Raw genomic sequence first — 14,975 nt, 5'->3', positions numbered from 1 at the left:
CTTCGATGTACTGACTTGCAGTCCGGTGTCGGGCGATGGCCCGGCGCCAGACCGGAACTGGAGAAACACCCATGCACGACACCGCGATGGCCGCAGGTGCCGCCTTCTTCGAGGCCTATGTCGCGGGTGCGCGGCCGCGTATCCTGGACGTCGGCTCCATGAACGTAAATGGCAGCCTGCGAAGCCTTGCCCCCAAGGACGCGGATTATGTGGGCCTCGACCTGGAGCCCGGGCCGGGGGTGGATGTGGTGCTGGAAGGCACGACCTACCCCTTCGAGGCGGACAGTTTCGACGCCTGCGTGAGCGTGTCCTGCCTGGAGCACGACGCGGCCTTCTGGGACACCTTCCTCGAGATCGCGCGGGTCACCCGGCCCGGGGGCTACGTCTTCCTCGACGTGCCCTCCAATGGGCCCTACCACGCCTACCCGCATGACAATTGGCGCTTCTATCCCGATGCCGGGCTTGCCCTCGCGCGGTGGGCGCTGCGGGCGGGGCAGCCCATGCGGCTGGTCGAGAGCGGCACCCTGCGCCGGCGGAATGACGTGTGGAACGACCTGGTCATGGTGTTCCAAAAATCGGCCGAGCCGGTGACCCCCGGGCGTTTCCTGCTCGACGCCTTCCCCGATGCCACGAATGTGCGCCGCCTGGGCCAGGAAGGCCTGATCAATCCGACGGCCGAGACGGAGGACATCGCCCTCCTCGCGGCCGAAGGCCGGCGCGCCGCGCTGATCGAGGAATCGCTGCGCGAGGCGCATGCCGCCCTGACCGGCGCGGAAAAGGCCGGCGAGGACATGAAGGCGCGTCATGCCGAGGCGTGCGAGCGCGCCACGCGGTTGGAGGCCTCCCTGCGCGAGGCCCATGCCGCGCTGGCCGGCGTGGAGGAAGCCGGCTCGGGGATGAAGGCCCGACATGCCCAGGAGCGACAGCGCATGGCCGAGGAACTGGCCGCGGTCACGGCACGGCTCGCCGCGAAGGAGGTCGAGGCCGGCGCCCTCGCGCAGCAGGTCGCGCGCATGGCGGAGCTCGAGGCGGAACATACCCTCACGCGGGAACGCCTCGCGCTGATCGAGCAATCGAGAAGTTGGCGCCTGACGCGGCCGCTGCGCCGGATGCGCGGCTGGTTCTCGCCCGATGCGGAGGGGGCGCGCGAGTAGGGTATCCGGCAGACCTGACAAGCGGATGTTAACCAGAAGGGGTGCATAGCCGCGGCGCTGATCATTGGGGGATCCGCGCATGCGACTTTTGGCGACGGCAGGAAGCCCGCCCGTTTCGATAGTGGAAAATGCCGCGCCTTGGGAATGGATGGGGGTTCTGCAGCTGCTGTCCGACCCGGGGCAGGTGCGCTTCGTGGAGGTGGGCGGCTTCGGCGGAAACTTCTTCCACGCCAACCTCAACCCCGTCACGGGCCTCATCTTCATCACGCCGATGGCACGCCTGGACTATGAATGGTTCACCAGGGCAGGCCAGGCGCCGGTCGTGGACTTCCACCTGGATTTCTTCATGTCCGACGGCACGCGGGCGCGAAGCACGGCCACCTTCACCGTCAATGTCCTCGACATTGACGACACGCCGCCCCAGGCGCTGAGCTTCTCCTCCGGGGGCAGCGTCCGGGCCGATGTGAAGGGCGCCACCATCGGCCGGCTGCAGGTCCAGGACCCGGACACCCCCGCCGGCGGCCACACCTTCCACCTCAGCGAGGAATATTCCTGGCAGTTCATGATGGTGGGCAATGAGTTGCGGCTCAGGCCCGGCGTCCAGCTCGACCTGACGGACGGCCCCCAGTTTCCCATCTTCCTGACCGTGTCGGACGGGCGGCAATCCGCGGGCTTCAGGCTCGACATCGCCGTGCTGCCCAATCCGGGTGCGAGCACGACCCCGATCGACGTCATGGCGCCCGGCGAAGTGAGGAAGGGCTTCTATCACACCTCGGTGGACCATGTGGGCACCTACCACGCGCCATGGAGCATCGCCTCCGTCTCGCGCGCGGCGGATCTGATGCGGGTGGACACCGTCAACGGCGATACGGTCTGGTTCAAGGCCACGAAGTACATCGACTTCACCTCGGGCTTCGTGGACTTCACGGAAACCGGCATCGCGGGGCGGCTCTGGCTCGCCTTCCAGACGGTGTTCGACCGCAGCCCCAGCCTGTGGGAAATGCGCTACTTCCACGACCGGGTGTCCGCCTGGGGCGCCACCGAGCGGAATGTGCTGGACTGGGCGCTGAACTACAGCCCGCAATCCTCCTTCTTCGCCTCCATGACCAACCGGCAGTTTGTGGAGCACATCTACGCCAATGCCGTGGACTACGCCGTGCCCTCCAGCACGCTATCCTGGCATGCCGGGCGGCTGGATTCCGGGGCCACCAACCGCATCGAGTTCGTCGGCACCATCATGAACTGGCGTTCCGCGTTCAACGACTTCAAGGGGGCCGCCTACCAGGGTTTCTATGTGCCGCGCGCGCATATGGAAGAAATCACCGGGCTCATCAGCACGGCCGCCGGCTGGCCGCCCAATCCGCATGTCTGGCAATGGTGGTCCGCCTGGCGAGGCGGGAGCTTCGACCTCTTCGGCCTGTCCTGGCAGATCGCGCAGCACCCCGATTTCGCGGCGCGCTGGGGCCATATGGGCAACCAGGAATTCGCCCAGCAATTCTTTCAGCAGATCACCGGCCGGCCGCTGGGGGAGCAGGAGCTGAAGACCATCACCTGGTGGCTCGACAGCGGCACGGGCAAGCGGCACGAATTCATGGCCCATGCGGCGCTGCAGATGACCGACAACTCCTTCTTCCGCACCCTGCCGCAAGGCGCCATGTTCGACACGGTGTGGTGAGGCGGGGGCGGCCTGGCGGGACACCCGGACGTGGTTTCGGGAAGGTCCGCTACCCCTCCAGCTCCTCCCGCAGCATCTCGAGGCGCAGCCATTCCTCCTCGGCCGCGGCCAGTGCGGCCTCGCGCTCCGCCAGGGCGGCCGTGCGGGCGGCGAAGCCCTTGGGGTCGCGGCTGTAGAGGTCGGGGTCGGCCAGCCAGTTCCGCAGCACCGTGATCTCGGCGCCGAGCTTCTCCATGGTGGCGGGCAGGGTGTTCAGCGCGTGCTGCTCCTTGAAGGAGAGCTTTTTCGCGGGCGCGGCCGTGGCGGGCTTCGTGGCCACAGGTGCCGCGCGCGGCGCCCGCGCCACCTCGCGTGCCGCGACACCCGCGCCGCGCTGGGCCAGCATGTCGGTGTAGCCGCCGGCGTATTCCTGCCAGCGCCCCTCGCCCTCGCTCATGATGACGCTGGTGCAGACGCGGTCCAGGAAGTCGCGGTCATGGCTGACCACCAGGACGGTGCCGCCATAGTCGCCCAGCATTTCCTCCAGCAGGTCCAGCGTCTCCAGGTCCAGGTCGTTGGTGGGCTCGTCCAGCACCAGCAGGTTGGAGGGGGCCGCCAGCGCGCGCGCCAGCAGCAGGCGCCCGCGCTCGCCGCCCGAGAGCTTCCCCACCGGCGTGCGCGCCTGCTGCGGCACGAAGAGGAAATCCTGCATGTAGCCCACCACATGCCGCGGCTGCCCGCCCACCCAGACCTGGTCGCCGCGGCCTTCCGTCAGCGTGTCCGCGAGCGTGGCGTCGGGGTCGAGGGCCGCGCGCATCTGGTCGAGGCTCGCCATCGCGATGTTGGCGCCGAGCTTCACCTGGCCGGAATCAGGCGCCAGCTTGCCCGTCAGCATGTTCAGCAGCGTGGTCTTGCCCGCGCCATTGGGGCCGACCACGCCCACCCGGTCGCCCTTCAGGATGCGGGTGGAGAAGTTGCGGACCACCACGCGCTCGCCCCAGGCCTTGGTGATGTCCTCGGCCGCCATGACCAGCGCGCCGGAGGGCGCGGCCTCGGCCGCTTCCATCCGCACCTGGCCCACGGGCTTCACGCGGGTGCGCCTGGCCTCGCGCAGCGCGGCCAGTTCCGCCACGCGGCGGACATTGCGCTTGCGGCGCGCCGTCACGCCATAGCGCATCCAATGTTCCTCGCGCGCGATCTGGCGGCCGAGCTTGTGGGCCTCGCGCTCCTCCTGCTCCAGCGTCTCGGCGCGCCAGGCCTCGAACTCGCCGAAGCCGCGGTCGAGGCGGCGCGTCACGCCGCGATCCAGCCAGAGCGTCGCGCGCGAGAGCCGCGTGAGGAAGCGCCGGTCATGGCTGATCAGTACCAGCGCGCCGCGCAGGGAGGCGATCTCCTCCTCCAGCCATTCGATGGCGGGCAGGTCGAGATGGTTGGTGGGCTCGTCCAGCAGCAGGATGTCGGGTTCGGGCGCCAAAGCGCGGGCCAGGGCCGCACGCCGCGCCTCGCCGCCCGAAAGCCGCGCCGGGTCCTCCGCGCCGGTCAGCCCCAGCCGTTCCAGCAGGGCGCGGGCACGATAGGGATCATCGGCGGGCCCCAGGCCCGAGAGCGCATAGTCCAGCACCGTGGCATGGCCCGACAGATCCGGCTCCTGCGGCAGATAGCGCAGCGTGGTGCCGGGCTGGAGGAAGCGCGTGCCCCCCTCCGGCTCCAGCTCGCCAGCCGCGATCCGCAGCAGGGTGGACTTGCCGCTGCCATTGCGCCCCACCAAAGCCAGCCGCTCGCCGGGCGAGACCACCAGCGCGGCCCCTTGCAGCAGGGGGGTGTTGCCCAGGGTGAAACGCACGCCATCGAGCGTCAGAAGTGGAGGTGCAGCCATGCCGGAGGGGTGCGGCCCAGGGCGCGTTCCGTCAAGGCCGGGCGTGCCTCCCCCGCGCACCCGCCTTGACGCGTCGCCGCCATGGCCGGAGCGTGCGGGCAGCACCGGCAGGGAGGCAGGGATGTTCGATTTCAGCGGCAAGCGCGTGGTGGTCTGTGGTGGGTCCAAGGGCATCGGGCGCAGCGTGGCGCTGGGCTTCGCCAAGGCCGGCGCGGCGGTGTCCATCTGCGCGCGGGGGGCAGAGGCCCTGGCGGCCACCAAGGCGGAGCTGGGCGCCAAGGGCCATGCGGCCAGCTGCGACCTGGGCGATGCCGCCCAGATCGCTTCCTACATCGCGGAAGCCGAGCGCGCCCTGGGCGGCATAGACGTGCTGGTGAACAACGCCTCGGGCTTCGGCATGGCCGACACCGAGGAAGGCTGGGCCGCCAGCCTGAACGTGGACGTGCTGGCGACCACGCGCGCCAGCCGCGCGGCCATCCCGGCGCTGAAGGCGGCGCGCGGCTGCATCGTGAACCTCTCCTCCATCTCGGGCTTCGGGCCCTCGCCGCGCGGCCCGGCCTATGCGGCCGTGAAGGCGCTGCTGATCAACTACACCCAGAGCCAGGCCGCCGTGCTGGCGCCCGATGGCGTGCGGGTGAACGGCGTGGCGCCCGGCTCCATCGAGTTCCCAGGCGGGCTCTGGGAGCAGCGCAGGACGACGCAGCCCGAGCTCTACAACCGCATCCTCGCCTCCATCCCCTTCGGCCGGCTGGGCCATGCGGAGGAGGTGGCGGATGTGTTGCTGTTCCTGGCCTCGCCGGCGGCGCGCTGGGTGACGGGCCACACCATCGTGGTGGATGGCGGGCAGATGCTCAGCTGAGACAAGAGGCCAGGCCCATGGGCCAAGGACGCATCCTCCGCCGCGCGGCCTTCGCCGTGCCGCTGCTGGGTCTGCCGGCGCGGGCACAGTCTCCCGTCACCGTCTTCGCGGCCGCGAGCCTCGCGGATGCGCTGCGCCTGCTGGCCGCCGAATGGGCGGCGCGCGGCCATGCGGCGCCGCGTGTCTCGCTGGCCGCCTCCTCCACCCTGGCGCGGCAGATCGAGCAGGGGGCGGGGGCGGACCTCTTCCTCTCGGCCGATGAGGCCTGGATGGACCATTTGCAGCGGCGCAGCCTGATCCTGCCCGAGACGCGGCGCAGCCCCATCGGCAATGCGCTGGCGCTCGTCACCCCGGCCGACCAGCCGCGGCCGGTCGCCCTGGCGCCGGGGACGGACCTTCTGGCGCTGCTCGGGCCGCGCGGGCGGCTCGCGGTGGGGGACCCGGCCCATGTGCCCGCCGGGCGCTATGCCCGGGCCGCGCTGGAATGGATGGGGCAATGGGCGGCCCTGGCCCCGCGCCTGGCCCGCGCCGAGAATGTCCGCGCCGCCCTGCTGCTGGTGGAGCGCGGCGAGGCCTCGCTCGGCATCGTCTATGCCACCGACGCCGCGGCCAGCGCGCGGGTGGCGGTGGCGGGCCTGTTCCCGCCGGGCAGCCACCCGCCCATCACCTACCCCTTCGCCCTGACCCGCCGGTCCGAGGCGAATGCCGCTGCCCGCGCCTTCCTCGACTTCCTGGCCGGGGCGGACGCCGCGCCCATCTGGCGCCGCCTGGGCTTCAGCCTGACCGAATGATGGAGGGCTTCCTTTCGGCCGAGGAGGCGCAGGCGGTCTGGCTCAGCCTCAGCGTCGCCACGCGCTCGGTGCTGGTGTCGCTGGCGCCGGCGGTGCTGGTGGCCTGGCTGCTGGTGCGGGGCCGCTTCCCCGGCCGCTTCCTGCTGGACGCGCTGGTCCACCTGCCGCTGGTGGTGCCGCCCGTGGTGGTGGGCTGGGCGCTGCTGATGCTGTTCGGCGTGCGCGGGCCGATCGGCGCGCCGCTGGAGGAATGGTTCGGCATCCGCCTGGTGTTCACCTCGGACGCCGTGGTGCTGGCCACCGCCGTGATGGGCTTCCCCCTGATCGTGCGCGCGGTGCGGCTGGGGCTGGAAAACGTGGATGAGGGGCTGGAGGCCGCCGCCCGCACGCTGGGCGCCGGTCGCTGGGATGTGTTCTTCACCGTCACCCTGCCGCTGATGCTGCCCGGCATCCTGGCCGGGGCCGTGGTGGCCTTCGCGGCGGGGCTGGGGGAATTCGGCGCCGTCATCACCTTCGCCTCCAACGTGCCGGGCGAGACGCAGACCCTTCCGCTCGCCATCTACACCGCCACCCAGACGCCGGGGGGCGAGGCCACGGCGGCGCGGCTGGCCGGCATCTCCTTCGCGCTGGCCTTGGGCGGGCTGCTGCTGGCCGAACTCATCGCGCGGCGGATGCACCGCTGGCTGGGGCGGGGCTGATGCTGGAGGTGCAACTGCGCCACCGCTTCCCCGGCTTCGCGCTGGAGGCCGCCTTCACGGCGGGGCCCGGTGTGACGGCGCTGTTCGGCCCCTCGGGCTGCGGCAAGAGCACCATCCTCGCCGCCATCGCCGGGCTGTTCCGGCCCGATGAGGGCCGCGTCTCCCTGGCGGGCCAGGCGTTGCTGGACACGCAGGCCCGCCGTTTCGTGCCACCGGAGCGCCGCCGCTGCGCCGTGGTGTTCCAGGAGGGGCGGCTGTTCCCGCACCTCTCGGTGGAGGGCAATCTGCGCTACGGGCTGCGCCGCGCGCCCTCGGGCGCCGAAGGGCCTGGCTTCGAGGTGGTGGTGGACCTGCTCGGCCTCGGCGCGCTGCTGGGCCGCCGGCCGCGCGCTCTCTCGGGGGGCGAGAAGCAGCGCGTGGCGCTGGGCCGCGCCCTGCTCTCCCGCCCCCGCCTGCTGCTGATGGACGAACCCCTGGCCGCGCTGGATACGCCGCGCCGCGCCGAAATCCTGCCCTTCCTCGCGCGGCTGCGCGACATGGAAGGCCCGCCCATCCTCTACGTCACCCACGCGCTGGAGGAGGTGGACGCCCTGGCCGATGCGCTGGTGCTGCTGGAGGCGGGGCGGGTGCTCGCCCAGGGCAGCCCGGATGAACTCTCCCTGCGCCCCGACGTGCCGCTCGCCGCGCGGCGCGATGCGGGTGCGGTGCTGAGCTGCACCGTGGCCGCGCATGACGCGGCGCGCGGGCTGACGCGCCTCGCCTTCCCGGGCGGCACGCTGGAGGTGCCGCTGCGGCGCGAGGCGCCGGGGGCACGCCTGCGCCTGCGCCTGCGGGCGCGTGACATCGCGGTGGCGCGGACGCGGCCCGAGGGGATCTCCATCCACAACATCCTGCCCTGCCGCCTGGTGGCGATCACCCCTTCGGCGCAGCACCCGGACGAGGTGCTGCTACGGCTGCGGGTGGGGGAGGCGGTGCTTCTCTCGCGCGTGCTGCGCGACGCCGTGGCGCGGCTGGAACTCCGCGAGGGGGATGAGGTCTTCGCCCTGCTCAAGGCGGTGGCGCTGGACCATGCGCCGGGGTGAAGGGGCGGCGGAAGGCGTGAATCACGCGCCCAAATCCGCCCGCAGCAGCAGTGCGTGCCGGCCGGCGCCGTAGTAGTCGCGGCGCGTCGCGGCGCGGGTGAAGCCCGCCGCGGTGTAGAGGGCGATCGCCGCCGTATTCTCCTCCGCCACCTCCAGCAGCAGGGAGGTGGCCCCCTGGGCGGCCAGCAGCATCATGCCCGTCTCCAGCAGGGCGCGGCCCAGCCCCGTGCGGCGGGCCTCGGGGCGGACGGCGAAGGTCAGCACCTCGGCCTCATCGGCGGCGAGGCGCAACAGGACCATCCCGGCCTCGCCCGCCACCAGCCCCAGCGCCCCGGGCATGCCGAGCAGGGTGGCCATGGTCTTCGCGTCCCAGGCCTCATGGGCCGGGAAGGCGCTGGCATGGATGTCGGCCAGCAGCGCGGCATCCTCCGGCGCGGCGGTGCGCAGCGTCATGTGGTCGCGGCCGGGTCCACATAGAGGGGCAGGGCGGCGCGGGGCGGGATTTCGCCGCGCAGGCGGCGGAGTGCGACGGCGGCCAATGGCAGCGCCTCGACCTGGCGCGCGGCGCCCAGCGCCACCGGGGCGCCGCGCGCGCGCAGCCGGGCGGCGGCGCGGGGCGCGCCATCGCCCACCAGCCAGGTCAGGGTGGATGGCGAGGGCAGGGCGGTTTCCGTAAGCGAAAGGGGCGGCGCCTCGGCGAAGGGGCCAGGGCCGAAGCGTTCCAGGAACAGCCCGCCGCGCCGGTTCTCGGTGCAGGCCCAGACGGGGTGGGGGGAGGTGCCGGCCAGCGCCTCGCCAGTCGAGACGCCGACCAGTGGCACGCCACGGGCCGCCGCCAGCCCCTCGGCCAGCGCGATGGCGGTGCGAAGCCCGGTGAAGCTGCCGGGGCCGAGGCCCACGGCGATGGCCTCGAAGCCCTCGCCCATCAGCGCTTCCACCAGCGGCGGCAGGGCGGCCGCCTGGCCATGCGGCCCGGGGGCCTCGCGCTGCGCGAGGCAGGCGCCATCCTCCACCAGGGCCGCGAGGCAGCGGGACAGGGCGGCGTCGAGAACCAGCAGGCGCATCCCACCCGCTTCGCACCGCAAGGCCGCTACGGCAAGCGGCGCAGCCAGGCGCCGACCGTCAGCCGCGCCGTGATCCAGCCGATTGTGCCCGCCACCAGCGGCAGGGAGAGCAGCCCCCACCAGGGCAGATCGGTCAGCGCCGCCGGCCGCGCCATGGCCACCGGAATGGCGGCATCGGCCAGCAGCCAGAGCGCGGGAAGGGCGATAGCCAGCCCCCCCAGCGCCCCCAGCGTGCATAGCCAGCCCAGGCGGCGGGCGAATCGGCCCGCGATGTCGGAATCCCGCGCGCCCAGCTCGTGCAGGATCGTGATGGTCTGGCTGCGCGCTGAGATGCCCGCGCGCGTCGCCACGGCCACCAGCGCGGTAGCCACCAGCACGATGATGGCGAGGATCACCCAGGCCAGGAACCGCACCCCATGCGCCACGCGCAGCGCCTGTGTCACGGCCTCGCCGCGTTCCTCGACCACGGCGCCGGGAATGTCGGCCGCGGCGGCGCGGATGGCGGTTTCGGCGGCGGGGTTGGCCAGGCGCATCTCCACCATGGCGGGCAGGGGCAGGCCGGGCACCTCGCCCAGCCAGGGGCGGAGGAATTCGCGCAGCCGGGCATCGGGCACGGGGGTGGCGGAGGCCACGCCGGGCAGGGATGAGAGCCGGTCCAGCGCGGGGCCGAGCCCTTCCGGCGGCAACTGCACCAGGATCTGCCCCGCCGCCGCCTGTTCCCACCGCGCGGCGAGGCTCCCCGCCCCCTGCGCGCCGGTCAGGGCCATGGCGGCCAGCAGGGCCATGGCGGCGACGAGGGCGGGCAGCAGCCAACCGGCCAGCGCCCGGCGCAGCCCCAGCGGGTCGCGGCCGCGCAGGCGGCGCATGCGGAAGGCGTTGCGGTCAGCCATGGGAGAGCAGCCGCCCGGCCTCGAGTCGCAACGCCGGCGCCGGGCATTCCTCGGGCAGGGCCTCGCTGTGGGTGGCGACGACCACGGTGGTGCCCAGCCGGTGCATCTCGCGCAGCAGGGCGATGACGCGCCGCGCCTGGGCGCCGTCCAGGTTGCCCGTGGGTTCGTCCGCCACCAGCAGGGCGGGGCGGGCGACCACCGCGCGGGCCAAGGCGAGGCGCTGCTGCTCGCCGCCCGAGAGCGAGGCGGGCGCGGCGTCCGCGCGTTCCAGCAGGCCGACCCAGCGCAGCATCTCGTTCACATCGGCGCGCAGGCGCTGTTCGGTCAGGCCCTGGATTCGCAGCGGCAGGGCCACGTTCTCATAGGCGTTGAGGTGCGGCAGCAGGCGGTAATCCTGGAACACCACGCCGATTCGCCGGCGCAGGCTGGGCAGGGCGCCGCGCCGCATGCGCGCCACATCCTGGCCCAGCACCTCCATCCGCCCGGCCGTGGGCCGCACGGCCAGGTGCATCAGCCCCAGCACGCTGGACTTCCCCGCCCCCGAGGGGCCGAGCAGCCAGGTGAAGCTGCCCGTCTCCAGCAGGAAATCGAGCCCGCTGAGCGCCCATTGGCCGCGCCCTTCCGGATAGCGCAGGCCGATATTGGTGAACCGGACCATGGGTCCATCCCCCTTCGAATCTGCCCCGGCCCCAGGTTTCGCACAGCGGGAGGTTGCGGACCACGGGCTTCCATTGGCACATGCGGATCCAGAGATGGACATCGCCTGCCCCAACTGCGCGACGGCCTACCGCGTGCCGGATGCCCTGGTGCTGACGCGCAAGCCTGTGCGCTGCGCGGCCTGTGGCACGCGCTGGGTGCCGGAATTGCCGGACGATGTCACGCTGGCCCCGGCCCCGGCCGGCGAAGCCGCCCCGGCTGCGGAGCCCTCCGCCCTGGAAACGGGCGCCGAAGAGGCTCCGCCCCGCCCGCCGCAGCCCCGCAGCATCGGCGCCCCGCTGGAACCGGAGCCCGAGTCGCAGCCTGTCACCGCGCCCATGAGCATCGGGCCCGACCCTGCCGAAATCCTGACCGAGGACGGCACCCTCACCCCTCGCCCCGCCGCACCGCCACCCCTGGCCCCGCCGCGCTGGATGCCAGGCGCCCCGCGCCGGGTCCGGGGCGGGGCGTTGCTGCCGATGGCCTGGGCCGGCAGCCTGCTGGCGCTGGCCGTGCTTCTGCTGCTGCTGTTCCTCTACAGCGATGCCATCGCCACTGCCTGGCCACCCTTCGGCTGGGTGGCCAGGCTGTTCGGCGGCTAGAACGCGATCCGTGGAGGCGGAACCGCCGGAGCGGTGAATCGCGTTCTCAGCGTCCAGAACGCGATTCGCGGAGGCGGAACCGCCGGAGCGGTGAATCGCGTGCCCTCAGGCCGCCGCGGGCCTGGCCGCCTGGGGCCGCGCCAGCGCATGGGCGCCGGCCCCCAGCCCCGCCTGCACCAGCAGCGTCACCGCCAGGAAGACCGGGAATTCCCAGCCGCCGCCCGGCGCGCTGAACAGCCAGCCATTGCCGAGATGCACCAGCGTCGCGCCCAGCATCACCGGCACCATGGCGAGCGAGGCGACGCGCACCCAGACGCCAAGAATGAGGGCCAGGCCCGCCAACGTCTCGCCGATGGCGACCACGGCGCCCAGCGCGGGCGGGTAGCCGAGGGAACCGAAGAAGCCCATCGTCCCCGCCAGCCCGAAGACGCCGAGCTTCAGCCAGGCGCCATGCGCCAGCAGCAGGATACCGAGGGAGACGCGCAGCAGCAGCGCCGCATAGGGGGTGGTCTGTTGGGTGGTGGGCATGTGGGTCGTCCTTGTGTGGGAAGGCGGCCGCGCCGCCCTTGGCCTCCATCTGCGCCTGAACCCCGCCCCGCTTCCAATCGCGATGCGGGAGGACCATCATCAACCATGTGAATGACGGGCGCGCCGCATGACGGACCTCTCCCAGCTCGACCTCAACCTGCTGCGCGTCTTCGACGCGGTGGCGCGGGAGAAGCATGTGACGCGCGCGGCGCAGCGCCTGAACCTCTCCCAGCCGGCCGTCTCCAACGCGCTGGCGCGGCTGCGGGCGGCGCTGGGGGATGAGCTGTTCCTCCGCCGGCCGGGCGGCGTGGAGCCCACGGCGTTGGCGCTGGCGCTGGCCGCCCCGGTGGCCGAGGCGCTGGACCGGCTGGCCGAGGCGCTTTCCGCCCAGACGCCCTTCGACCCCGCCACGGCGCGGCGCGTCTTCCCCGTGGCCTTTTCCGAATATGCCGAGGCGGTGCTGGCGCCCCTGGTGCTGGCCCGCATGGCGCGCGAGGCGCCGGGCTGCCTGCTCGCCATCCGCCACGCCGACCGCACCAATGCCGAGGCGCTGCTGGAACAGGGCGACGCCGTGCTGGCCATCGCGGTGCTGCCTGAGCCCTCCGCCCTCTACACGCGCCTACGCATGCTGCCCGAGGCCTTCGTGACGCTGATGCGACCCGACCACCCGCTCGCGGCCGGGGAACTGACGATGGAGCGCTTCCTGTCCGTGCCGCATTTGCTGCATTCGGCCAATGGCTCGCGCGATGGGGCGCTGGACGTGGTGCTGGGCGGGCAGGGGCTGTCGCGGCGGCTGGGCGGCGTGGTCGCGCATCTCTCGGCGGTGCCCGAGGTGCTGAAGCGGACGGACATGATCATCACCGTTTCGGCCCGACTGGCCGAGAGCCTGGCCACGCCGCACAGGCTGGTGGTGCGCGAGCCGCCGGTGGCGGTGCGGCACACGCGGCTCTCCCTGGTGTTCCACCGCCGCTTCGAGGCGGACCCCGGCCATGCCTGGCTGCGGCGGCTTTTGCTGGCCGAGGCACGCGAAGCCTGAGGCGACGCGTCAGCTGATCGGCACGGCGCCCCAGGGCGGCAGCCGGCCCAGGCGGCTTTCCATGATGACGAGGAAGCGTCGCGGCGCGGGCAGCAGCCGGCCCCCGGCGTCGGCGGGGGCGCGGTGCAGCGTCACCATGTCGTTTACGTTGCCCCCCACCATCTCGACCACCCCGGGCCCGGTGGCCACCACCAGGTCGCAATGCATGGGGCGGAACTGGCCGCGTTCGGAAGCGCGGTCGGTCCAGCGGGCCAGCGGGCGGCGGGAACGGTCGAAGCAGGCCAGGTCCCCGGGCTCGGGGGCATAGGCGGCCGGGTCGCGCGGGAGGAAGGGCGCGGTGCGTGGGTGCGCGGCGGCCAGCACGTCCAGGTGGTCCAGGTAGCGCGCATGGGCGGCGTCGGGGGCGAATTCCACATCGTCCACCCCGGCGGCCCCCATCAGCCAGGAGATGAAGGCGGCGGACCAGAAGGGCTCGGCCCAGAGGGGCGTCGCCTCGCCGCCCAGGGCGCGGGCGTAGAGGGCGCGGTTGCGCGGGATGGCGGCGCTGGATTGCGGCACGGCGCGCCAATAGGCCAGCACGCGGGGGAAGTTGCTGGGGTCGGCCTCCGGGCGCGCCGCGGTGACGGGGGTGCAGGGGGCGAGCGCCGGGCCGGGCAGGCCCGAGGTGGTGCAACCCCATTCCTGCCATTCGGCCAGGGCGAGGCGCTGCAGCCTTTCCCGCGCGCTGGGCGGGTAGGGCAGGGGAGCCGGCGGCGGGGGCGCGGGCGGCGCGGCGCAGGCGGCCGCCAGCAGCACCAGCCCGAGGGCGAGCAGGCGCCTCATGCGCGCAGCTGCGGGTTGTCGAAGCGGGGTTCGCGATAGGCGCGCAGGGCGGATTCAAGTTGTCGGGCCAAGTCTTCACGTTCCTCCACGGCCAGATAGCGGCCGATTTCGATGCTGGCCTCGCGGTGGCCCAGCAGCAGGCGCGACCCCTCCCAGCGCAGCTTGGCCCAGAAGGGGTCGAAGCGGGCCTCCTCCAGGCGCCGCCCCTCGCGCCGGCGCACGGTGATGCTGCCGGCCTGCAGCGTGACCAGCTCCGCGCTGTGGGTGGCGTGGTGGCGGTAGAGCGCCAGCATGGCCACCACCAACACCGCCTCGGCGCCGGCGAAGACCAGCACCGGCCAGGCGCCCATGAAGGTGAAGAGCAGCCCGGTGAAGGCAAAGCCCCCGCAGAGGATGCCGGCCACGATGCGGAAGCCCCGCGCGCTCATGCTGTTGAGCGGCGTGGAATGGGCTTCGAACAGGGGATGGGCCTTGACCATGCCTGAATGAGATAGAATGACCTGCGACGTGAAAACCCCCTCTTCCCCACTCCATGGCACCGCCCGCGCCCCGCGCCGCGCGCGGCTGATGTCGCGGGCGCAGGCCGTGGCCTTCCTGGAGGCCCTCGCCCAGGAGAACCCCGCGCCCGAGACGGAGTTGCACTACACCGACCCCTTCACCCTGCTGGTGGCGGTGGTGCTCTCCGCCCAGACGACCGATGCGATGGTGAACAAGGTCACGCCCGGTCTTTTCGCGGCCGCCCCCGACCCCGCCGCCATGGCCGCGCTGGGGGCGGAGGGGATCGGGGCCCATATCCGTCGCATCGGCCTGTGGCAGGCCAAGGCGCGCAACGTGGCCGCGCTGGCGCAGATGCTGGTGGACCGCCATGGCGGCGAGGTGCCGGCCGACCGGGTGGCGCTGGAGGCCCTGCCCGGTGTCGGCCGCAAGACGGCGAACGTGGTCCTGAACGTGGTCTTCGGCCAGGCGACCATGGCGGTGGACACGCATATCTTCCGCCTGGGCAACCGCACGGGCCTCGCCCCCGGCAAGACGGTGCGCGAGGTGGAGGATGCGCTGGTCAAGCGCTGCCCCCCGCATCTGCTGCGCGAGGCCCATCACTGGCTGATCCTGCATGGGCGCTACATCTGCAAGGCGCGGGCGCCGGAGTGCTGGCGCTGCAAGGCGGCCGCGCATTGCAACTACCGGGACAAGGTGCTGGTGGCGCCGGGCGGCTGATCCGGCGG

At 72.8% G+C, this 14,975-nt stretch carries 17 protein-coding genes; 9 read left to right on the top strand and 8 right to left on the bottom strand.

Annotated elements, in window-relative coordinates; translation table 11 throughout:
- The first annotated feature begins 71 nt into the window (after positions 1-71).
- A complete protein-coding gene (locus tag JTN19_RS17515) occupies positions 72-1,154 on the top strand; it encodes a methyltransferase domain-containing protein (protein WP_206935289.1) in 1,083 nt (360 codons plus the stop codon).
- Between the two features lie 148 nt (positions 1,155-1,302).
- Positions 1,303-2,829 carry a cadherin repeat domain-containing protein gene (locus JTN19_RS17510; protein WP_206935287.1) on the top strand — a complete coding sequence of 509 codons (1,527 nt, stop codon included), beginning with the start codon at positions 1,303-1,305 and terminating at the stop codon, positions 2,827-2,829.
- 49 nt (positions 2,830-2,878) lie between these two features.
- Here the strand turns inward: JTN19_RS17510 and JTN19_RS17505 are convergent, their stop codons facing one another.
- On the bottom strand, positions 2,879-4,684 hold the full coding sequence (locus JTN19_RS17505) for an ABC-F family ATP-binding cassette domain-containing protein (protein WP_206935285.1): 1,806 nt from the start codon (positions 4,682-4,684) through the stop codon (positions 2,879-2,881).
- Between the two features lie 121 nt (positions 4,685-4,805).
- Here JTN19_RS17505 and JTN19_RS17500 point away from each other — a divergent pair, with 121 nt between their 5' ends.
- The 4 genes from JTN19_RS17500 to modC are packed head-to-tail and all read left to right on the top strand — an operon-like array spanning position 4,806 to position 8,114.
- On the top strand, positions 4,806-5,543 hold the full coding sequence (locus JTN19_RS17500; protein WP_206935283.1) for an SDR family NAD(P)-dependent oxidoreductase: 738 nt from the start codon (positions 4,806-4,808) through the stop codon (positions 5,541-5,543).
- Positions 5,544-5,560: 17 nt separating this feature from the next.
- Positions 5,561-6,334, top strand: coding sequence for a molybdate ABC transporter substrate-binding protein (gene modA / locus JTN19_RS17495; protein WP_206935280.1), 774 nt, complete (start codon positions 5,561-5,563; stop codon positions 6,332-6,334).
- Complete coding sequence (gene modB / locus JTN19_RS17490) at positions 6,331-7,032, top strand: molybdate ABC transporter permease subunit (protein ID WP_456315806.1); 702 nt, start codon at positions 6,331-6,333, stop codon at positions 7,030-7,032. The genes modA and modB overlap by 4 nt, the downstream gene beginning before the upstream one ends.
- A complete protein-coding gene (gene modC, locus JTN19_RS17485; protein WP_206935277.1) occupies positions 7,032-8,114 on the top strand; it encodes a molybdenum ABC transporter ATP-binding protein in 1,083 nt (360 codons plus the stop codon). Before modB ends, modC begins: the two co-directional genes overlap by 1 nt.
- Positions 8,115-8,135: 21 nt before the next feature.
- Here the strand turns inward: modC and JTN19_RS17480 are convergent, their stop codons facing one another.
- The 4 genes from JTN19_RS17480 to JTN19_RS17465 are packed head-to-tail and all read right to left on the bottom strand — an operon-like array spanning position 8,136 to position 10,726.
- Positions 8,136-8,567, bottom strand: a complete 432-nt coding sequence (locus JTN19_RS17480) for a GNAT family N-acetyltransferase (RefSeq protein WP_206935274.1) — start codon at positions 8,565-8,567, stop codon at positions 8,136-8,138.
- The gene (gene tsaB / locus JTN19_RS17475; protein WP_206935272.1) at positions 8,564-9,178 is read right to left on the bottom strand and encodes a tRNA (adenosine(37)-N6)-threonylcarbamoyltransferase complex dimerization subunit type 1 TsaB; all 615 of its coding nucleotides are present in this window, start codon (positions 9,176-9,178) and stop codon (positions 8,564-8,566) included. The genes JTN19_RS17480 and tsaB overlap by 4 nt, the downstream gene beginning before the upstream one ends.
- 26 nt (positions 9,179-9,204) lie before the next feature.
- Positions 9,205-10,068, bottom strand: coding sequence for a cell division protein FtsX (locus JTN19_RS17470; RefSeq protein WP_242531240.1), 864 nt, complete (start codon positions 10,066-10,068; stop codon positions 9,205-9,207).
- Entirely contained in the window at positions 10,061-10,726 is a 666-nt protein-coding gene (locus JTN19_RS17465; RefSeq protein WP_206935270.1) for a cell division ATP-binding protein FtsE, read from the bottom strand. Before JTN19_RS17465 ends, JTN19_RS17470 begins: the two co-directional genes overlap by 8 nt.
- A gap of 94 nt (positions 10,727-10,820) precedes the next feature.
- Here JTN19_RS17465 and JTN19_RS17460 point away from each other — a divergent pair, with 94 nt between their 5' ends.
- Positions 10,821-11,366 carry a zinc-ribbon domain-containing protein gene (locus JTN19_RS17460; protein ID WP_206935269.1) on the top strand — a complete coding sequence of 182 codons (546 nt, stop codon included), beginning with the start codon at positions 10,821-10,823 and terminating at the stop codon, positions 11,364-11,366.
- 105 nt (positions 11,367-11,471) lie between these two features.
- Here the strand turns inward: JTN19_RS17460 and JTN19_RS17455 are convergent, their stop codons facing one another.
- Positions 11,472-11,894, bottom strand: coding sequence for a DoxX family protein (locus JTN19_RS17455; protein WP_206935267.1), 423 nt, complete (start codon positions 11,892-11,894; stop codon positions 11,472-11,474).
- A gap of 127 nt (positions 11,895-12,021) precedes the next feature.
- On the opposite strand from JTN19_RS17455, the gene JTN19_RS17450 reads away from it, so the two are divergent.
- Complete coding sequence (locus JTN19_RS17450) at positions 12,022-12,930, top strand: LysR family transcriptional regulator (RefSeq protein ID WP_206935265.1); 909 nt, start codon at positions 12,022-12,024, stop codon at positions 12,928-12,930.
- A 9-nt stretch (positions 12,931-12,939) separates the two neighbouring features.
- Here the strand turns inward: JTN19_RS17450 and JTN19_RS17445 are convergent, their stop codons facing one another.
- On the bottom strand, positions 12,940-13,752 hold the full coding sequence (locus JTN19_RS17445) for a DUF2272 domain-containing protein (RefSeq protein ID WP_206935263.1): 813 nt from the start codon (positions 13,750-13,752) through the stop codon (positions 12,940-12,942).
- Positions 13,749-14,231 (bottom strand): DUF2244 domain-containing protein, encoded by a 483-nt coding sequence (locus tag JTN19_RS17440; protein ID WP_206935261.1) that lies wholly within the window; start codon positions 14,229-14,231, stop codon positions 13,749-13,751. Before JTN19_RS17440 ends, JTN19_RS17445 begins: the two co-directional genes overlap by 4 nt.
- Before the next feature lie 88 nt (positions 14,232-14,319).
- Between JTN19_RS17440 and nth the strand changes: the two genes are divergently transcribed.
- A complete protein-coding gene (gene nth, locus JTN19_RS17435) occupies positions 14,320-14,967 on the top strand; it encodes an endonuclease III (protein WP_206935488.1) in 648 nt (215 codons plus the stop codon).
- Positions 14,968-14,975 lie beyond the last annotated feature (8 nt).

Origin of the sequence: Roseococcus thiosulfatophilus (assembly GCF_017311575.1) — a bacterium.
Taxonomy (GTDB): Bacteria; Pseudomonadota; Alphaproteobacteria; order Acetobacterales; family Acetobacteraceae; genus Roseococcus; species Roseococcus thiosulfatophilus.
Note: the sequence above shows the minus strand (reverse complement) of the source record. Positions and strands in the feature narration are given on the sequence as shown.